Annotated in this window: 17 protein-coding genes and 3 tRNA genes; 7 read left to right on the top strand and 13 right to left on the bottom strand. The window is 65.7% G+C overall.

Annotated elements, in window-relative coordinates:
- Positions 1 to 294: 294 nt before the first annotated feature.
- The 3 genes from AB3X99_RS02700 to AB3X99_RS02690 all read left to right on the top strand — a co-directional run bounded on the left by AB3X99_RS02700 (position 295) and on the right by AB3X99_RS02690 (position 2393).
- Complete coding sequence (locus AB3X99_RS02700; RefSeq protein WP_368616254.1) at positions 295 to 888, top strand: SCO family protein; 594 nt, start codon at positions 295 to 297, stop codon at positions 886 to 888.
- 66 nt (positions 889 to 954) lie between these two features.
- Positions 955 to 1419 (top strand): copper chaperone PCu(A)C, encoded by a 465-nt coding sequence (locus AB3X99_RS02695; protein WP_368616055.1) that lies wholly within the window; start codon positions 955 to 957, stop codon positions 1417 to 1419.
- A gap of 89 nt (positions 1420 to 1508) precedes the next feature.
- The gene (locus AB3X99_RS02690; RefSeq protein ID WP_368616253.1) at positions 1509 to 2393 is read left to right on the top strand and encodes a cytochrome c oxidase assembly protein; all 885 of its coding nucleotides are present in this window, start codon (positions 1509 to 1511) and stop codon (positions 2391 to 2393) included.
- A 39-nt stretch (positions 2394 to 2432) separates the two neighbouring features.
- On the opposite strand, the gene AB3X99_RS02685 is transcribed toward AB3X99_RS02690, so the two are convergent.
- The 7 genes from AB3X99_RS02685 to uvrC form a co-directional block, all read right to left on the bottom strand.
- Positions 2433 to 2921: a GNAT family N-acetyltransferase gene (locus AB3X99_RS02685; RefSeq protein WP_368616054.1), complete on the bottom strand. Its 489-nt coding sequence runs from the start codon at positions 2919 to 2921 to the stop codon at positions 2433 to 2435.
- Positions 2922 to 3007: 86 nt separating this feature from the next.
- Positions 3008 to 3280, bottom strand: coding sequence for a DUF2164 domain-containing protein (locus tag AB3X99_RS02680; RefSeq protein ID WP_069262557.1), 273 nt, complete (start codon positions 3278 to 3280; stop codon positions 3008 to 3010).
- A 124-nt stretch (positions 3281 to 3404) separates the two neighbouring features.
- Positions 3405 to 3478: transfer RNA gene (locus AB3X99_RS02675), tRNA-Cys, on the bottom strand.
- Positions 3479 to 3605: 127 nt separating this feature from the next.
- Positions 3606 to 3681 (bottom strand) — tRNA-Gly (locus AB3X99_RS02670).
- A 79-nt stretch (positions 3682 to 3760) separates the two neighbouring features.
- Positions 3761 to 3836, bottom strand: a tRNA-Gly gene (locus tag AB3X99_RS02665).
- Between the two features lie 187 nt (positions 3837 to 4023).
- Positions 4024 to 4614, bottom strand: coding sequence for a CDP-diacylglycerol--glycerol-3-phosphate 3-phosphatidyltransferase (gene pgsA / locus AB3X99_RS02660; RefSeq protein WP_042261239.1), 591 nt, complete (start codon positions 4612 to 4614; stop codon positions 4024 to 4026).
- Between the two features lie 122 nt (positions 4615 to 4736).
- Positions 4737 to 6959 (bottom strand): excinuclease ABC subunit UvrC, encoded by a 2223-nt coding sequence (uvrC, locus tag AB3X99_RS02655; RefSeq protein WP_368616053.1) that lies wholly within the window; start codon positions 6957 to 6959, stop codon positions 4737 to 4739.
- A 200-nt stretch (positions 6960 to 7159) separates the two neighbouring features.
- On the opposite strand from uvrC, the gene earP reads away from it, so the two are divergent.
- From earP to AB3X99_RS02635, 4 genes are all read left to right on the top strand, one after another.
- Positions 7160 to 8344: an elongation factor P maturation arginine rhamnosyltransferase EarP gene (earP, locus tag AB3X99_RS02650; RefSeq protein WP_368616052.1), complete on the top strand. Its 1185-nt coding sequence runs from the start codon at positions 7160 to 7162 to the stop codon at positions 8342 to 8344.
- Positions 8345 to 8515: 171 nt separating this feature from the next.
- Positions 8516 to 9073, top strand: a complete 558-nt coding sequence (gene efp / locus AB3X99_RS02645) for an elongation factor P (RefSeq protein WP_069262560.1) — start codon at positions 8516 to 8518, stop codon at positions 9071 to 9073.
- Positions 9074 to 9378: 305 nt separating this feature from the next.
- Positions 9379 to 9588 carry a CsbD family protein gene (locus AB3X99_RS02640; RefSeq protein ID WP_368604853.1) on the top strand — a complete coding sequence of 70 codons (210 nt, stop codon included), beginning with the start codon at positions 9379 to 9381 and terminating at the stop codon, positions 9586 to 9588.
- 336 nt (positions 9589 to 9924) lie between these two features.
- Complete coding sequence (locus AB3X99_RS02635) at positions 9925 to 11310, top strand: sigma-54 dependent transcriptional regulator (RefSeq protein WP_069262561.1); 1386 nt, start codon at positions 9925 to 9927, stop codon at positions 11308 to 11310.
- 89 nt (positions 11311 to 11399) lie between these two features.
- On the opposite strand, the gene nagZ is transcribed toward AB3X99_RS02635, so the two are convergent.
- The 6 genes from nagZ to rnc are packed head-to-tail and all read right to left on the bottom strand — an operon-like array spanning position 11400 to position 16861.
- Positions 11400 to 12440: a beta-N-acetylhexosaminidase gene (gene nagZ / locus AB3X99_RS02630; RefSeq protein ID WP_368616051.1), complete on the bottom strand. Its 1041-nt coding sequence runs from the start codon at positions 12438 to 12440 to the stop codon at positions 11400 to 11402.
- Positions 12441 to 12484: 44 nt separating this feature from the next.
- Positions 12485 to 12883 (bottom strand): holo-ACP synthase, encoded by a 399-nt coding sequence (acpS, locus tag AB3X99_RS02625; protein ID WP_368616050.1) that lies wholly within the window; start codon positions 12881 to 12883, stop codon positions 12485 to 12487.
- 55 nt (positions 12884 to 12938) lie between these two features.
- Complete coding sequence (gene pdxJ / locus AB3X99_RS02620; protein ID WP_069262563.1) at positions 12939 to 13703, bottom strand: pyridoxine 5'-phosphate synthase; 765 nt, start codon at positions 13701 to 13703, stop codon at positions 12939 to 12941.
- Entirely contained in the window at positions 13700 to 14713 is a 1014-nt protein-coding gene (gene recO / locus AB3X99_RS02615; protein ID WP_368616049.1) for a DNA repair protein RecO, read from the bottom strand. The genes pdxJ and recO overlap by 4 nt, the downstream gene beginning before the upstream one ends.
- A gap of 18 nt (positions 14714 to 14731) precedes the next feature.
- Positions 14732 to 15637, bottom strand: a complete 906-nt coding sequence (gene era, locus AB3X99_RS02610; protein WP_368616048.1) for a GTPase Era — start codon at positions 15635 to 15637, stop codon at positions 14732 to 14734.
- 54 nt (positions 15638 to 15691) lie between these two features.
- Positions 15692 to 16861 carry a ribonuclease III gene (rnc, locus tag AB3X99_RS02605; RefSeq protein WP_368616046.1) on the bottom strand — a complete coding sequence of 390 codons (1170 nt, stop codon included), beginning with the start codon at positions 16859 to 16861 and terminating at the stop codon, positions 15692 to 15694.
- Positions 16862 to 16917: the final 56 nt, after the last annotated feature.

Genomic DNA, 16917 nt, shown 5'->3' with positions numbered 1-16917 from the left:
CGAATCTTACCGCGCCTTGGGTCGATTATCGAGAAAGCGAGGGGCTGACCGCCTGTGCAGGCATTCCCGGACTCGAAGATGCGGCATATCGACGCGAGCGATCGGCACGACCGGGCCACTCGCGACCGCGCGGACCCAATTTTGCTACAGTCGCAGCGACAAGCCGAGCCCCATGGTCAGAGCGAGCGCGGCCAACGTGATCCAATCGAGTCGACGAGATTGCCTTTGTTTCCCACCTTCGAGCGCACGCTGCGCACGTTCCGCACCCGCCTGCGCGGCCACCTTCGCGGCGGCATGCGTAGCCTGCGGCACGCGGCGGTGGTGGCCGGCGCGGTACTGCTCGCGGCGTGTTCGCACCCGGGCGAGGCGTGGCAGCTCACGAACGTGAGCGGTCATCTGCCCGACCTGGACTTCGCGCTCACGGCCGACAACGGCCAACCCGTGACCGGCACCAGTTTTCGCGGGGACACGACGCTCGTCTATTTCGGCTACACGCATTGCCCGGACGTCTGTCCGGAAACCATGGCGCGCCTGATGCAGGTTATAGCGAAGCTCGGCCCCGATGCGGACAAAGTGCGGATACTCTTCATCAGCGTCGATCCGGCGCGCGATACGCCGCAGGCACTTCACGCCTACGTCGGCGCATTCGACGCCCGGCATGCGCGCGGCCTGACCGGCACCGATGCCCAGATCGAGTCGCTCGCGCGGCGCTACCGCGTGGCCTATCAGATGGAAAAGCGCGCCCCCGACGGCGACTACGAAGTCACGCACAGCTCGGCCGTCTATGTGTTCGACGCACAAGGTCATGCGCGCCTGCTCGCCACCGACCACGACTCTGCGGACGCGATCGCGCATGACCTGCGCCGCGTCATCAACGACACGGCGTGAACGCATGCGGCCTCGCCGGTCCAATCATCGGGTTTTGACGCAACAGCAATCGCAACAGGAAACGTTATGACGAAGAACCTCAAGTCACTCACCGTCTCGCTCGGCTGCGCGCTGAGCACCTTCGGTGCGCTCGCCGCCTTCGCGCCCGACGCATACGCCGCCACCACGCTGAGCGCGCAGGACGCATGGGTGCGCTGGCTGCCCAACGACCTGCCGGCCGCGGGCTACGTGACGCTCAAGAACGATGGCGACCAGCCGGTCGACCTCGTGGGTGTCTCAAGCGACGCTTACGGCATGGTCATGCTGCATCAGACGGTCTCGAATGGCTCAACGCAGAAGATGGTCATGGTGCACAAGGCGACGGTGCCTGCGCACGGCACGCTCGCCATCGCGCCGGGTGGCTACCACCTGATGCTGGAGAAAGCGAAGCACAAGGTCGCGCCGGGCGACACCGTGAACGTGAAGCTGCAGTTCTCGGACGGCGAAACGCTCGACACGCCGTTCGCGGTCAAGCCGCCCTCGGGGCAGTAAGGCCGCGGTAACACCACCGCGCGCGCATGCAAGACTGGTTGCGCGCGCAAGCATGTTGAATCCGCGATGAAGCCGCCGCCATGCTCGCGATGACCCTGCTCTACTGGCTCCAGCCCTGGGAGCCTTCGCCGACCGTCATGATCTGCACGATGCTCGCGGCGGTGTTGTTCGTGCGCGGCAAGCGGCACGCGCGGGTGTCGCTCGCACGCCAGCTCTCGTTCTGGTGCGGGCTTGGCGCGCTCTACGTCGTGCTGCACACGCGCCTCGACTACTACTTCGAGCACGAGTTCTTCATGCATCGCGCGCAGCACCTGGTGCTGCACCATCTGGGGCCGTTCTTCATCGCGCTCGCCTACCCGGGCGCGGCGCTGCGCGCGGGCATTCCGTTCAGGTGGCGGCAACGCTTCGTGCGCCCCGCGCTCGCCGCGCGGCCCGTGCGCGTGGCGCTCGACATCGTCATGCATCCCGTCGTCGCGGTCGGACTCTTCGTCGGGCTCATCTATTTCTGGCTCTTTTCGCCGATCCACCTCATCGCGATGCTCGACTGGCGTCTTTACCGCGTCATGAACTGGAGCATGGTGATCGACGGGCTGTTGTTCTGGTGGCTCGTGCTCGACTCGCGCCCCGCACCGCCCGCGCGCCTCTCGCCGGGCAAGCGTGTGCTCGTCGTGATCGCAGCGATTCCGCCGCAGATCGTGCTCGGCGCGTTCATCTTTTTCACGCCGCACGAGCTTTACCCGGTCTATTCGATCTGCGGCCGCGCGTTCACCTGGCTCTCGCCCATGCGCGACCAGCAGATCGGCGGGCTGCTGCTGTGGATTCCGGGGTCGATGATGAGCGTGGTCGGCGCGCTGGTCGCGCTGCGCCACTGGATGCGGCTATCCGCACGCGGACGCTTGCAGCGGGACCGGCGGCCCGGCATGCGTCCGGCGGACGGCCAGCGTCACGAGGAAGAGCGCACCCTGCGCACGTAAGGCACTCGAGTGCCGGCGCAAGATGCGATCAACGTCGAATCAGGCCGAGCGCATCCATACGTGCGCAATGCCGTCCTCGTCGTGAATCTCGCCAACGGGCGAGAAGCCAAACGCACCGTAGAACTTCTGCAGATGCGCCTGGGCATGCAGACGCATCGCGACCTCCGGCCATTGACGCTCGATCTGCGCGATGGCGCGCTCGAGCAGCGCGTTGCCGAGCTTGATGCCGCGGTGGTTTTGCGACGTCACCACGCGGCCGATGCGCACGTCGGGGTCCTGCGCGTCAGGCAGCAGCACGCGCAAATAGCCCGCAAGCTCTCGCGCGCCGCCCTGCTCGCTCCATGCGAACAGATGCCATGCGCCGTAGTCGAGTCCGTCGATATCGCCATACACGCAGTTCTGCTCGACGACGAACGCGTCGGAGCGCAGTTTGAGCATGGCGTAGACTTCGCGCGCGTCGAGCGCATCAAAGGCTTTCCATTGCCAGTCGAATTGGGGCAGCGGCAAGGCGGTGGACTGCACGGTCATGGTCGGTGATTTCCATCAAGGCGTCGTGAATGACCACGATTATGCCGCGCGCCGCGAGCGCCACAAACCCGCGACTCTCGCAGCGCTCACTTTCGCCGGCGCGGTTGCTCGTATTTGCGCCAGTACTGGAATGGCTCCTCGTGCAGATCGATGTCGAGATCGACGATGCGCGCCTGCATGCTCTCCTGCGCGTCGGCAATGGCCTTGTTGTAGACCGCCGGCGCGATCTCTTCGAGAAAGAAGCCCAGCAGCGCGCCCGCTGCGACGTTGCCGATCGGCTCTTCCATGTTGGCATCGAAATAGCGCTGGATGGAGGCGATCGCTTCGGTGCGCGCGTCTTCGGGGAGTTCGATGGACATGTCGGCAAACCGCGGAGGAAAGGTTGCGGTTATTTTGCGCCAGGCGCGTTGGCGTGTCGCGAAAAACGCAGCAAGGCGGGCGCAAAAAACAAAAGCCACCCGAAGGTGGCTTTTGTTTTGCATCTGGAGGCGCGAGCCGGAGTCGAACCGGCCTACACGGCTTTGCAGGCCGCTGCATAACCGCTTTGCTATCGCGCCAGAAGCGGACTGACCGGGGTGCGGAAACTGCTTGCGCTCGCAACGACCGGACAGATTTGTTTGATGGCTTGATACGCTGACCAAAACCTGCCAAACAAAAAGGGAAGCGCTGCTTCCCCTTGGCATTTGGAGCGGGAGACGAGTCTCGAACTCGCGACCTCAACCTTGGCAAGGTTGCGCTCTACCAACTGAGCTACTCCCGCAAATATCCTGCTTTACTGCGACTTTTACTGCTTCGGCACTTCGTTTTTCGTTACTGCAAAAACGCCGCACCTGAAATTCTGGAGCGGGAGACGAGTCTCGAACTCGCGACCTCAACCTTGGCAAGGTTGCGCTCTACCAACTGAGCTACTCCCGCATATTGGCTTCAGATTTCGCCGAATTTTCCACTAAGATCGGCCTATCTTCTGCTATCTCCACCGCATCTTCTTGCTTGCTACTGCGTCGTGCAGCGGAGAAGTGAGATTATGTATAACCCGCAGAATCGTGTCAACCCCTTCGCATGATCTTTTTGGAAAAGACATAAGGGATTCACAGCATGGGGGTCACAAGCTCCCCCGTTCGCGGATCTGGGGCCACGCGAGCTTCATGTAGTAAAGCATCGACCAGATCGTGAGGAACGCTGCCACGTAGATGAGCCACGCACCCCACACGCGCGAGTCGAACAGCGTTACGCCACCGAGCGTGAGCGGCGCGTAGAACAGCAGCATGGGAATCGCGACCATCTGGCACGCGGTCTTGAACTTGCCGAGCGAATTCACGGCCACGCTCTTCGACGCGCCGATCTGCGCCATCCACTCGCGCAGCGCCGAGATCGCGATTTCGCGCCCGACGATCACGAGCGCGATCACGGCGTCGAGACGCTGCAGATGCACGAGCACGAGCAGAGCCGCGGTCACCATGAGCTTGTCCGCGACGGGATCGAGGAATGCGCCGAACGACGAGGTCTGATTCCACTTGCGCGCGAGAAAACCGTCGAACCAGTCGGTGAGCGCCGCCAGCACGAAGAGCAGCATCGCCAGCACGTTCTGCTGCATCGGGGAAAGCATCGTCTGCGGCAGATAGAACACGCCAACCACGAGCGGAATCGCCAGGATCCGCAGCCAGGTCAGGAGAATCGGAATATTGAACGGCATCGGCTGGCGCTATCTGTCGGGGAGATGCAATGATGGGAGATGCAATTGTGCCGCGTCGCCGCACGTGCCACAAGCAACCGTAAGGAAAGGCCCAACCGGACCCGGCCAGCGACGCCGCCGCATCAGTGAAGCTGCTGGTAGATCTGCTCGGCGAGCGAGCGCGAGATGCCCTCCACGCTCGCCAGATCCTCCACGCTCGCCGCCATCACGCCGCGCAGGCCGCCAAAGCGCGCGAGCAGGCGCTGGCGACGCTTCGCCCCCACGCCCTCCAGCTCTTCGAGACGCGAAGTCTGGCGCGTTTTGCCGCGCTTCGCGCGCATGCCCGTGATGGCGAAGCGGTGCGCTTCGTCGCGGATCTGCGCGACGAGCATGAGTGCGGCGCTCTCCTTGCCGAGTTCGAGCGGCGCACGGCCGTCGGCGAACACGAGCGTTTCGAGGCCGACCTTGCGGCCCTCGCCCTTCGCCACGCCCACCAGCATCGCCGGATCGAGACCCAGTTCGGTGAACACCTGGCGCGCGATCTCGACCTGCCCCTTGCCGCCGTCGATCAGGACGATGTTGGGCAGCGTGCCGCCGGGCGGCGGGGCTTCGACTGCCTCGCTGGCCTCCACGGCTTGCGACGCTGCATCCGGGTCGGCCGGATCGGGCGCAGGCACGGACAGCCCAGGCGCCTCGTCGGCTTCGGCGCGCGCCGCTTGCGCGACCATCTTTTCGTAGCGCCGCGTGAGCACCTGGCGCATGGCGGCGTAGTCGTCGCCGGGCGTGATGCCGGTGATGTTGTAGCGCCGGTATTCGGCCGACTGCATCTTGTGATGGTGATACACCACGCATGAGGCCTGGGTCGCCTCGCCCATCGTGTGGCTGATGTCGAAGCACTCGATGCGCAGGTGCGCGAGATCGTCCAGCTCGAGCCCGAGCAGTTGCGCGAGCGTGCGCGTGCGGGCCTGCTGCGAGCCCTGCTCGGAGAGCAGACGCGCGAGCGCGAGCCGCGCATTCTGTTCGGCCATGGCAAGCCATGCGCGCTTCTGACCTTGCGGCTGACGCAGCACCGTGACCTTGTGTCCGGCCTGCTCGCTCAGCACGTCCACGAGTTCGCGGTTCGCGGGCGGATGGCTCACCACCAGCACGGGCGGCACACGGTTGCCGAAGTAATGCTGCGCAATGAAGGCGTCGAGCACTTCGGATTCGATGCCGATCTCGCGCTTTCTGCGCGCATCCGCCTGCGGCTCGAGCGCGGGCGTGGCGGTTTCGGCATCGCTTGCCGCGTCGTCATCGTCGGCGAGATCGGCCGCGATGGCGAGCGGATCCGCTTCGAGCGCCGCATCGTCCTGTGCGTCTTCCGCCTGCGCTTCCTCGACGTAGTCCTCCACCGTCTTGCGCGCGAGCGTGGGCAGCGACTTCAGCGCGCTTGCCGCGACCACGGTCTCGCTGTCGATTTCCTCGGCGACGCCGCCCTCCTCGTCGGTCAGCGCACGCTCCACGTGCGCGGGGAAATAAGCCTTGTCGCCCAGATGCCGGCCGCCGCGCACCATCGCGAGATTCACGCAAACGCGCCCGCCCAGCGCCACCACGGCAAGAATGTCGACGTCGCTCTCGCTGCCCGTTTCGATGGCCTGTTGATGCAGCACCGTCGAAAGCGAACTCATCTGATTGCGCACGGAGGCCGCCTGCTCGAACTTAAGCTCCGAGGCGAACGCGTGCATCTTCGTCTCGAGTTCCTTCATCACCTCGTTCTGACGGCCCAGCAAAAAACGCGATGCGTTGTTCACGTCGCGCGCGTAATCCTCTTCGCTGATGGCGCCCACGCAAGGCGCCGTGCAGCGACCGATCTGATGCAGCAGGCAAGGCCGCGTGCGGTTGTTGAACACCGAGTCCTCGCAGGTTCGCAACTGGAATACGCGCTGCAGGATCTGGATGCTCTCGCGCACCGCCGACGCACTCGGAAACGGCCCGAAGTACTGGTTGTTGCGATCCACCGCGCCGCGGTAGTACGCCATGCGCGGGAACTTGTGCCCGGTGATCTTGAGAAACGGATACGACTTGTCGTCGCGAAAAAGGATGTTGTAGCGCGGTGTGAGCGCCTTGATGAGGTTGTTCTCGAGCAGCAGCGCCTCGGCCTCGGAACGCGTGACCGTGGTTTCGATGCGCGCGATACGCGTGATCATCATCGCGATGCGCGGCGAAAGCTGCGTCTTGGTGAAGTAGCTCGATACGCGCTTTTTCAGGTCGCGCGCCTTGCCGACGTAGAGCACCGCGCCTTGCGCGTCGTAGTAGCGATACACGCCCGGCAGATGCGGCAACTGCGCGAGCGCCTTTTTCGGGTCGAAAACGTCGGTGTCGGTCATCCAGTTTCGGGGACGGGCGGTGCGTCGAGAGAGATGAGACCTGGCCCAGCGCCGCCGTCGCGACGCATTCATGGCTGTGTCCTAGAATCGCAAGTTTAGATCATTCCATGCCGCACGGAACCTGCGCCGAACTTGCCGGCCGGGCGTTCTGCACCCGCTTGCTGCATGGCGGTCCCGATTCTCCGCGTCACCCGCTACCTATGACAGAAGCCCCCACACCCACCGCCGTCAGCGCTAGCGCCATTGCCTGCGACCTCTTTTGCGCCGTCATCGACAATTTCGGCGACATCGGCGTGTGCTGGCGGCTCGCACGCCAGCTCGCGCACGAGCACGGCTGGCAGGTGCGCCTCTTCGTCGACGACTTGCACGCGTTTCGCAAGCTCTGCCCCGCGCTCGACCCGAGCCGCGCCACGCAATCGGTCGAAGGCGTGCTCGTCGAGCACTGGCACGCGCCGGAGCATGCGGGCGACACGCTGCAAATCGCCGATGTCGTGATCGAGGCGTTCGCGTGCGAGCTGCCGGGCGTCTACGTCGCGGCGATGGCCGAGCGTGCGCGCAAGCCCGTCTGGCTCAACCTCGAATATCTGAGCGGCGAGGACTGGGTCGCCGACTTTCATCTGCGGCCGTCGCCGCACCCGCGTTACGCGCTCGCCAAGCACTTCTTCTTTCCCGGCCTCGGACCCGGCACGGGGGGCGTGCTCAAGGAGCGCACGCTCGATGCGGCGCGCGCGGACTTCGAGCGCTCACCGGACGAGCGCCCCGCATGGTGGCAGCGCGCCACGGGCGGCCCACCGCCCGGGCCGGAAGCCACCGTGATCTCGCTCTTCGCCTATGAGAATCCCGCCGTCGACGCGCTGCTCGAGCAATGGCGCGACGGCGCGAAGCCGGTGGTCCTGCTCGTGCCGGAGGGCCGCATCTCTGGCGCGCTCGCGCGCTTTTTCGGAGAGCCGGCGTTCGGTGCAGGTTCGCAGGCCACGCGCGGCGCGCTTCGCGCGCACGCGCTGGCGTTCACCGAGCAGCGCGGTTACGACCCCCTGCTCTGGGCGAGCGACCTCAACTTCGTGCGCGGCGAGGACTCGTTCGTGCGCGCGCAATGGGCCGCGCGACCGTTCGTGTGGCACATCTACCCGCAAGCCGACGACGCCCATCTGCCCAAGCTCGACGCCGCGCTCGCGCACTACGGCCGCACGCTGCCGAAGGTACCGCGCGCCGCGCTCGAACGCTTCTGGCATGCGTGGAATGGCCGCGGCACGCCGGACTGGACCGATTTTGCGCAGCATCTGCCCGCCTACGCGGCGCGCGCCAACGCCTGGGCGGCCGAACTCGGGCAGGTTGGCGATCTCGCCGGAAATCTCGCCGAGTTCGCAAAAAGTCAGTTAAAATAAGCGGTTATCCGACGGCAGCCGTCTCAAGCGCTTCGAGTTCCGCGGCCCCCATCGTGCACGCATGAAAGAGGGTCGCAGCAACTGCACCTGCTGCAGCAACCGAATCCGCTTGCGACGTTTGCCGTCGAGCACACTCGAAGCTACTTAATCTGGACAGGACAGTTTTTTACTATGAAGACCGCACAGGAACTCCGCGTCGGCAACGTCGTGATGATCGGTAACGACGCGATGGTCGTGCAGAAGGCCGAATACAACAAGTCGGGCCGCAACGCCGCCGTCGTCAAGATGAAGTTCAAGAACCTGCTGACCGGCGCGGGCATGGAAACCGTGTACAAGGCGGACGACAAGTTCGACGTCGTCGTGCTAGATCGCAAGGAAGTGACGTACTCGTACTTCGCCGACCCGATGTACGTGTTCATGGACGCCGACTACAACCAGTTCGAAGTCGAAGGCGAGATGATGGGCGACGCCCTGAACTACCTCGAAGACGGCATGGCTTGCGAAGTCGTGTTCTACAACGAGAAGGCCATCTCGGTCGAACTGCCGACCGTGCTGGTGCGCGAGATCATCTACACGGAACCGGCCGTCAAGGGCGACACGTCGTCGGGCAAGGTCCTGAAGACCGCCAAGCTGAACACCGGTTTCGAGCTGCAAGTGCCGCTCTTCTGCAACATCGGCGACAAGATCGAAATCGACACGCGTACGAACGAGTACCGCAGCCGCGCCTAACGGCGGGCTGACGACAGCCTCAGGCCGAAAAGGCGCCCGCCCGCTGTCCCAGCGGCAAAAGGCGGACACCGCTATGAAAGCGCCCCCCGGGGCGCTTTTTCTTTTTTTGCCGAACGTGTATGTTTGAGAGTGCTACGGAAAACCTTACCGGTTATGCGCAATGGATTACGTGCTTGCCGCCTTTAGCGGGCAAGCGGCGAGCAAGGGCAGCGCGCACCGGTCAAAGTGACTCCCGCGGCACGATTTCTGCTGTGGGGTGGGAGAGCATGCGAACCACGCTCTTTCCCCTTTTCAGGAGAAACACAATGAATAACGACATTGCCGAAGGCAAGTGGAAGCAGTTGATCGGCAAGGCCAAAGCGGCATGGGGCGAGCTGACGGACGACGAACTCGCCAAAGCCGAAGGCCGTGCGGATCGGCTCGCCGGGCTTATCCAGGAACGTTACGGCAAGACGCGTGACGAGGCGGAACTGGAAGTGCGCCGCTGGTTCGACGCGCACCGGCCACCCGACTGACGCACCGTCCACGGCATGGCCGGTACGGACGTCGCCCACTTGCAGGCAAACAGGGGGTTGCACGCATGCCAAAGCGCCTGGCGCTTCGGGCTTGCGCTGCTGCTCGGCCCCGCCGGCAGTTCACTGCCCGGCAACGCCGTCGCGCCCCCGTTCTGGCGCAGCACAACTGGGAGGACCGGAACTGAACACCCTGCTACGAGACATCTCCGTGATCTCGGTGAGATCTTTCGCATCGTGCCGCGCTCCCGCGCGCCGCGCGGCTGCCTGCCGGGGCGCACGCGCTACCCGCGCGCGCAGCACCGGCGCGACTGCGCTCATCCGTAAGCCGCTACTGCCATGCCACACGCCCTGATTGTCGAAGACGATCCCAATAGCCTGTCAGGTCTGTCTGCGATCCTGTCGGCCGACGGGTTCTCCGTCGACACCGCTGCCACCCTCGCCGAAGCGCGTGCCGCCCTTGCGCGCTTCATCCCCGACGTCGTACTCGTCGACCTGAACCTGCCCGATGGCGGCGGCCTCGAGTTGCTGCCGCATTTGCCGGCGCAGCCGCCAGGCGGCGCCCTGCCGGTGATCGTGATGACCGGCAACGCCACGGTCGAAAGCGCGATCGAAGGCCTGCGCCACGGCATCTGGGACTATCTGCTCAAGCCCGTCAACATTCCGCGCCTGCGCAGCCTGCTCGCGCGCATTCCGCGTCCCTACGAGCTAACCGAGGAGGTCAGCGCGCTGCGCGCGACACTGCGCAAGATGGGCCACTTCGGGCCGATGCTCGGCCGCAGCAGCGCGATCCAGCATGTCTACGACACGCTCGAACAGCTCGCGCCCACCGAAGCGGCGCTGCTCGTGCACGGCGAAGCCGGCACCGGCAAGGAAGTCGCGGCGCGCACGCTGCACCAGCTGAGCCGCCGCCGCAAGGGGCCGTTCATCGTGTGCGACGCCCGCTCGCTCGTGGCCGAAGCGGCCGCAGGCCGGCCGCTCGCGAGCGTGCTGTTCGGCCACGAGCGCGGCGCGTTCACGGGCGCGGAACAGCGCGAGCCGGGTCTCGTCGATCAGGCGAGCGGCGGTACGCTTTTCATCGACGAGCTGACCGACCTGCCGCGCGAGCAGCAGGAAACACTGCTGCGCGCGCTCGATTCGCAGACCTTCATGCGCGTGGGCGGCAACAGCGAGGTAGGCACCGATTTCCGCCTGATCGCGGCCACCCATGCGAACCCGCGCGAAGCCGTCCAGCAGGGTGCACTGCACGAGGATCTCTGGCTGCGCCTCGATGCCGCGGCGATCCAGCTGCCGCCGCTGCGAGAGCGCGACGACGACGCCGCCCTGCTCGCGCTCGCCTGCATCGACGAACTCAATCAGGAGGCCCAGGCGCACGGTCTGGCCGGCGCGACGCGGCTCGTCGCGCCCTCGTTTATCCGCGAGTGCCTCGCGTACGACTGGCCCGGCAACGTCCGCGAACTGCACGAACGCGTGAGGCGCGCGTGGCACGCCTCGGGCGAGGTGCTCGAGACGCTGCAGGCCGAGGAAAGCAGCGGCGCGGGCCCGCGCGAGATGAACGGCGGCCGCGTGCAGGTCACCGTGGGCACGCCGCTCGCCGACGTGGAGGAAATGCTGATCCGCGCGACGCTCGACGCCGTGGGCGGCACGCGGCACCGCGCCGCGTCGCTGCTCGGCATCAGCCCCAAGACGCTCTATAACAAGCTCCAGCGCATGCGGCTCAACTGAATCGGCAAAACGCACGCACGTTGTAAAAAGGCTGTCCTTCGTTTCCGAAGGACAGCCTTTTTCATTCCACCGATGCAGCAATCAGCACATCAAGGCAGCACGCTGCGCAGTAACGCCTGCGCCTCGATGTACCCCGGGTCCGCTACCATCCTGTCCCAGCGCTGCGCCTTGCCGCGCGCGCGCATGCGCTTGATGCGCAGCCCCGAAGCCTTGGGCGCGCGGCGCGGCTCGATCGTACGCAACGCGTCGAGCACCTTCCCGGCTTCGTGCGGTTGGTTGCAGATCAGCACCATGTCGCAACCCGCTTCGAGCGCGGCGCGCGCGCCCTCGGTGAGCGTACCGCCCTGGCGCGCGGCCTCCATCGAGAGGTCGTCGCTGAAGATCGCGCCCGTGAAGCGCAAGCGCTTGCGCAGCACTTCCTCGACCCAGATGCGCGAGAAGCCCGCGGGCTTCGCATCGACCTTCGGATAAATCACGTGCCCCGGCATCACCGCCGTGAGCGAGAGACCGAGCCAGTCGTAAGGCTGTGCGTCTTCGCCGAGGATCGCTTCGAGCGGACGCTCGTCGACGGGCACCGCGACGTGCGAGTCCGCCGTCGCGAAGCCATGCCCCGGGAAATGCTTGCCGCAATTGGCCATGCCCGCAAGGGATAGCCCGTGATTGAGACTCTTGGCGAGCAGCGTGACGACACGCGGATCGCGATGGAACGCGCGATCGCCGACCACCTTCGACTGGCCGTAGCCGAGATCGAGCACCGGCGTGAACGAGAGATCGATGCCGCACGCGCGCAACTCGCTCGCGAGGATATAGCCCACCGCCGTCGCGAGCTTGGTGGCGAGCAGCACATCCTTGTCCCACAAGGCGCCGAGGCGCCCCATGGCGGGCAGCACGGTGAAGCCGTCGGTGCGAAAGCGCTGCACGCGGCCGCCTTCGTGGTCGACGGCGATCAGCAGGTCCTCGCGCACCGAGCGGATGGCGTCGGTCAGCGCAACGAGCTGCGCGCGGTTCTCGTAGTGACGCGCGAACAGGATCACGCCGCCCGTCATCGGGTGTGCGAGGCGACGCACGTCGTCGTCGTTCAGCGTGGTGCCGACCACGTCGAGCATGACTGGCCCGGGATTATTCTTCATCGATGAGTTTTGCGTAGATGCCGCGCAACGCACGGCGAAAGATATCAACCGTTGATTTCCGCAACCACGAACGACACCGCGTAGTCATGCTCGTCGGTGATGCTCACGCGCGCCGCGATACCGCGTTCGTCGAGCCACCGCGCGAGTTCGCCCGAAGCGACGATCACCGGACGGCCGCCCGGCTCGTTGAGGGTCTGCATGGCGCGCCAGGTCATCGGCATACGCATGCCGAGGCCGATCGCTTTCGAGAACGCCTCTTTCGCGGAGAACCGCGTGCATAGATACGCGAGGCCCCGCGCCGCCGAGCGCGCCTTGCGCGCCTCGTAGACGGCGAGTTCGTCCGGGCCGAGCACGCGCGGCGCGAAGCGCCCGTTGGTGCGCTCCATGACCGCCGCCACTCGGCTCACCTGGATGATGTCGGTGCCGATACCGTAGATCGCCATGAGACTCCCGTCGATGTCTGTCGATTGCGCGTGACGCGATGGCGCGGGGTAGCAGTCAGCCGCGCGTGCCGAGGCGCGCCGCAACCATGATCGCCTTCATTTCGCGCACCGCGTTCTCCCAGCCCGCAAAAATTGCGTGCGCAACGATCGCGTGGCCGATGTTCAGCTCGACGATGCCGTCGATGGCCGCGATCTGCTGCACGTTCGTATAGTGCAGACCGTGGCCGGCATTCACCTTCAGTCCGAGGCTGTTGCCGCAACTCACGCCGGTGACCACGCGCTCGTATTCGCGCTCCTGCTCGCCGGCGTCGTGCGCCTCGGCGTAGCGGCCCGTATGCAACTCGATCACGGGCGCGCCCGTTTCGTGCGCCGCGCGAATCTGCGTTTCGTCCGGGTCGATGAAAAGCGAGACGCGGCAGCCCGCATCGGCAAGTTGACGGCAGGCGGCGGCAACGGCGTCGAAGTGGCCCGCGACGTCGAGGCCGCCTTCGGTCGTCAGTTCCGCGCGCTTTTCGGGCACGAGGCAAACGTCATGCGGCTTGATCTCGCACGCAATGTCGAGCATCTCGGGCGTCACCGCGCATTCGAGATTCATGCGCGTTTTCAGCTGCGGACGCAGCGCGCGCACGTCGGCGTCGACGATATGGCGGCGATCCTCGCGCAGATGCAGCGTGATCGCGTCGGCGCCCGCCTCTTCGGCGAGAAGCGCCGCGCGGATCGGATCAGGATAAGCGGTGCCGCGCGCGTTGCGCAGCGTGGCGACGTGATCGATGTTCACACCGAGGTCGATCACGTTGGGCGAAGTGAGAAAGAAGCTCATAGGTTCTGCAAGTCGATCAGAATCTGGCGCGTCGCGAGCGGCGTGCCGCCAAGGTACGTGTTCAGCAGGAAGCGCATGAGCGCCTTGCTCTGCGCAACCGTCTGGGGTCGATGGTAATCGTCCTCTTCCATGTCGAGCAACGTCTGACCCGAAAGCCGGGGCCATTGAGAAGGCCATTCATCCGATGCTTCGCGCACGCCGCGTTCCGGATCGAACACGTAGCGCCCTTCGGCCGCGACGGTCTTGCGGTTCACGGTGCGGTTGAGTGCGAGCGCGTAGCCGGCCTCCCGCAGCAGCACGCGCTCGAACGAGCGCAGCACCTGCACGGGCGGCTCGTCGTGCGCGAGGCGCGTGAGCGTCACGACGTAGTGGCGAAAGAGTTCGGGGTGCGGGTCTTCGCGCGCGATGAACTTCACGAGCAGCTCGTTCACGTAGAAGCCGCACAGGAGCGCGTCGCCGGTCAGCGGCAACATGCCGCCGACCCACTCGGCGCCCGTGAGTGTGCGCACCTCGCCCTTGCCGGTCCACGAAAGCGCGAGCGGCTGGAAGGTTTGCAGCACGCCGCGCAACGCCGAATGCGGACGCTTCGCGCCCTTCGCGACGAGCGCCACGCGGCCGTGATCGCGCGAGAGCACATCGATGATGAGGCTCGTCTCGCGGTACGGATAGCTGTGCAGCACGAAAGCCGGCTGCTCGGCGATGCGGTAATCGGGGGTCGTGCTGCGTGACGCGCGCGGCAATTGCGAGCGCGCGGTGGTCTTGCGGCCGTTGCGCGGTTCGGCACGGCCTTCGAGCGTGGCGTCGGCGCCTTCGGTCATCGCGTTGCGCGTGGCGGCGCCTTTCGTCGCCTTCGTGCTGCGCGTGCTCGTCGCACTTTGGGTGCCTTTCGCGGGCGAGCGACGCGCGCTGCGGGAACCGGTCGGTTCGTCCGCAGCGATTGCCTCGTCGGCCTGCGCGTCATCGTGCGCGGGCCAGTCGTCGTGCAGGGTTCCGGCTGCGCCGTCACTCATACGCGGTGCCCGTCGTGCTTACTCGTAACCGTAGGCGCGCAGCCCGGCTTCGTTATCGGCCCAGCCGCTCTTCACCTTCACGAAGGTTTCGAGGTAGACGGGACCGTCGAACAGCTTCTCCATATCGAGTCGCGCCTCGGTGCTGATCTGCTTGAGCTTCGCGCCCTTCTGGCCGATCACCATCGCCTTCTGCGTATCGCGCTCGACGAGAATCGTCGCGAAGACGCGGCGCAGCCGCCCTTCCTGCTCGAACTTGTCGATCAGCACCGTGCTCGTGTACGGCAGTTCGTCGCCGGTCCAGCGGAACACTTTCTCGCGCAGGATTTCGGCAGCGAGGAAGCGCTCGCTGCGATCGGTGAGGTCGTCTTCGCCGTAGATCGGTTCGCCTTCGGGCAGATACGGCTTGAGCGTCGCGAGCAGGCGCTTGATGTCGTCCGGGTTGTTTGCCGAAAGCGGCACGATCTCGCGGAATTCGCGCAGACCCTGCACCTGCTGGATGAACGGATACAGCGTGGCCTTGTCGCTCACGCGGTCGATCTTGTTGGCGATCAGGATCGTGGGCGCACTCGGGGGAATCAGGTCGAGCACTTTCTGGTCGTCGGGACCGAACTTGCCGGCCTCGATCACGAACAGCACGGCATCGACCGAGCTGAGCGTGGAGGTCACCGCGCGGTTCAGCGAGCGGTTGAGCGCCGTGCTGTGGCGCGTCTGGAAACCGGGCGTGTCGACGAAGATGTACTGTGCGTCGTCGATCGTGTTGATGCCGGTGATGCGATGGCGCGTAGTCTGCGCCTTGCGCGACGTGATGCTGATCTTCTGGCCGACCAGCGCGTTCATCAGCGTCGATTTGCCAACGTTCGGACGGCCGACGATCGCGACCATGCCGCAACGGAAACCGGCAGGAGTGGAAGTGGGAGCGTTCATGATCGGACCGCAATAGAAAAACGGGAGGCGCGCTCGCGGCGCGCCTCGGTGGAATCAGTGGCCGGCATCGGCCGCGCGCACGGGAATGGCCGTCGTGGCTTCGGCATGGGTCTGGGCGTCGGCGCTGGTGCCGCCGGCCGTTGCGGTTTGCGCGCGCTCGACAGTGCGCAACGCCGCTTCGGCCTTCACCGCGGCCGAACGGTGGCCGATGGCGCCGGCGCTCGGCACGGCGTCGAAGCCCGTGACCTTGTCGGCGGGCTTGTCGCTGGCCTTCTCTGCACCGCGTTCGGCCTTCTCCACGGGCTTTTCAGCCGGTTTGTCCTTCTCCGCCGGACGCTCCTGGACGTGCGCCGCGCGGATCACCGCGAGCGGCGCGCCTTCGGCTGCCGGGGTTTGCGACGGACGCTCGGCGCGCGCCGAGGCACGCTCGCGGCGTTCCGGCGAGCGCAGATCGAGCGCGCCCTGCACGCCGGTCACGCCGGGGACGACCTCGGGTTCCGCTTTGGGCGCACGCGCGCCCTTCGAGCGGCGCGGCTTCGCAACCAGCGCGGGCGCCGCAGCCATGACCTCGTCGAGTGCCTTCTTCGCTGCGGCCTGCTCCGCCGCGCGACGGCTCGCTCCCGAACCCGACACCTTCACGTCGAGCTTGGGCACCGTGCATTCGACTTCGAACTGCTGATTGTGCGCCGCACCATGCGTCGCGACGACCGTGTAGGTCGGCAGCGCGATCTTATGACCCTGCAGGTACTCCTGCAGCAGCGTCTTGGAATCCTTGCCAAGCGTGCGCGGATCGATGTGATCGAGGATCGGCACGTAGAGGCGCTTGATGACCGTCTGGGCGGCATCGAAGCCGCCGTCGAGGAAAATCGCCCCGAAGATCGCTTCCAGCGCGTCGGCGAGGATCGACGGGCGGCGGAAGCCGCCGCTGCGCAACTCGCCTTCGCCGAGCCGCAGGCCGTCGGCGATATTGAGGGCCTGAGCAATCTCGTAGAGCGACTGTTGCTTGACCAGGTTCGCGCGCACGCGCGAGAGGTCGCCCTCGTCCAGCTTGCCAAAACGTTGGAACAATAGGGCAGCCACCGCGCAATTCAGAACCGAATCACCGAGGAATTCGAGGCGTTCGTTATGCGTGGCACTGTGACTGCGGTGGGTTAAAGCCTGGCGCAGCAATTCCGCATTGCGAAATTCGTAGCGCAGACGGCTTTCCAACGGAGATTGGGGCATGGGGAGAGTATAACGCGCCCGCCGCCCTCGGCGAAAACAGGGGGCGGCGGGCGAAA

It is taken from the genome of Paraburkholderia sp. BR10882, assembly GCF_040948855.1.
Classification (GTDB): Bacteria; Pseudomonadota; Gammaproteobacteria; order Burkholderiales; family Burkholderiaceae; genus Paraburkholderia; species Paraburkholderia nodosa_A.
Note: the sequence above shows the minus strand (reverse complement) of the source record. Positions and strands in the feature narration are given on the sequence as shown.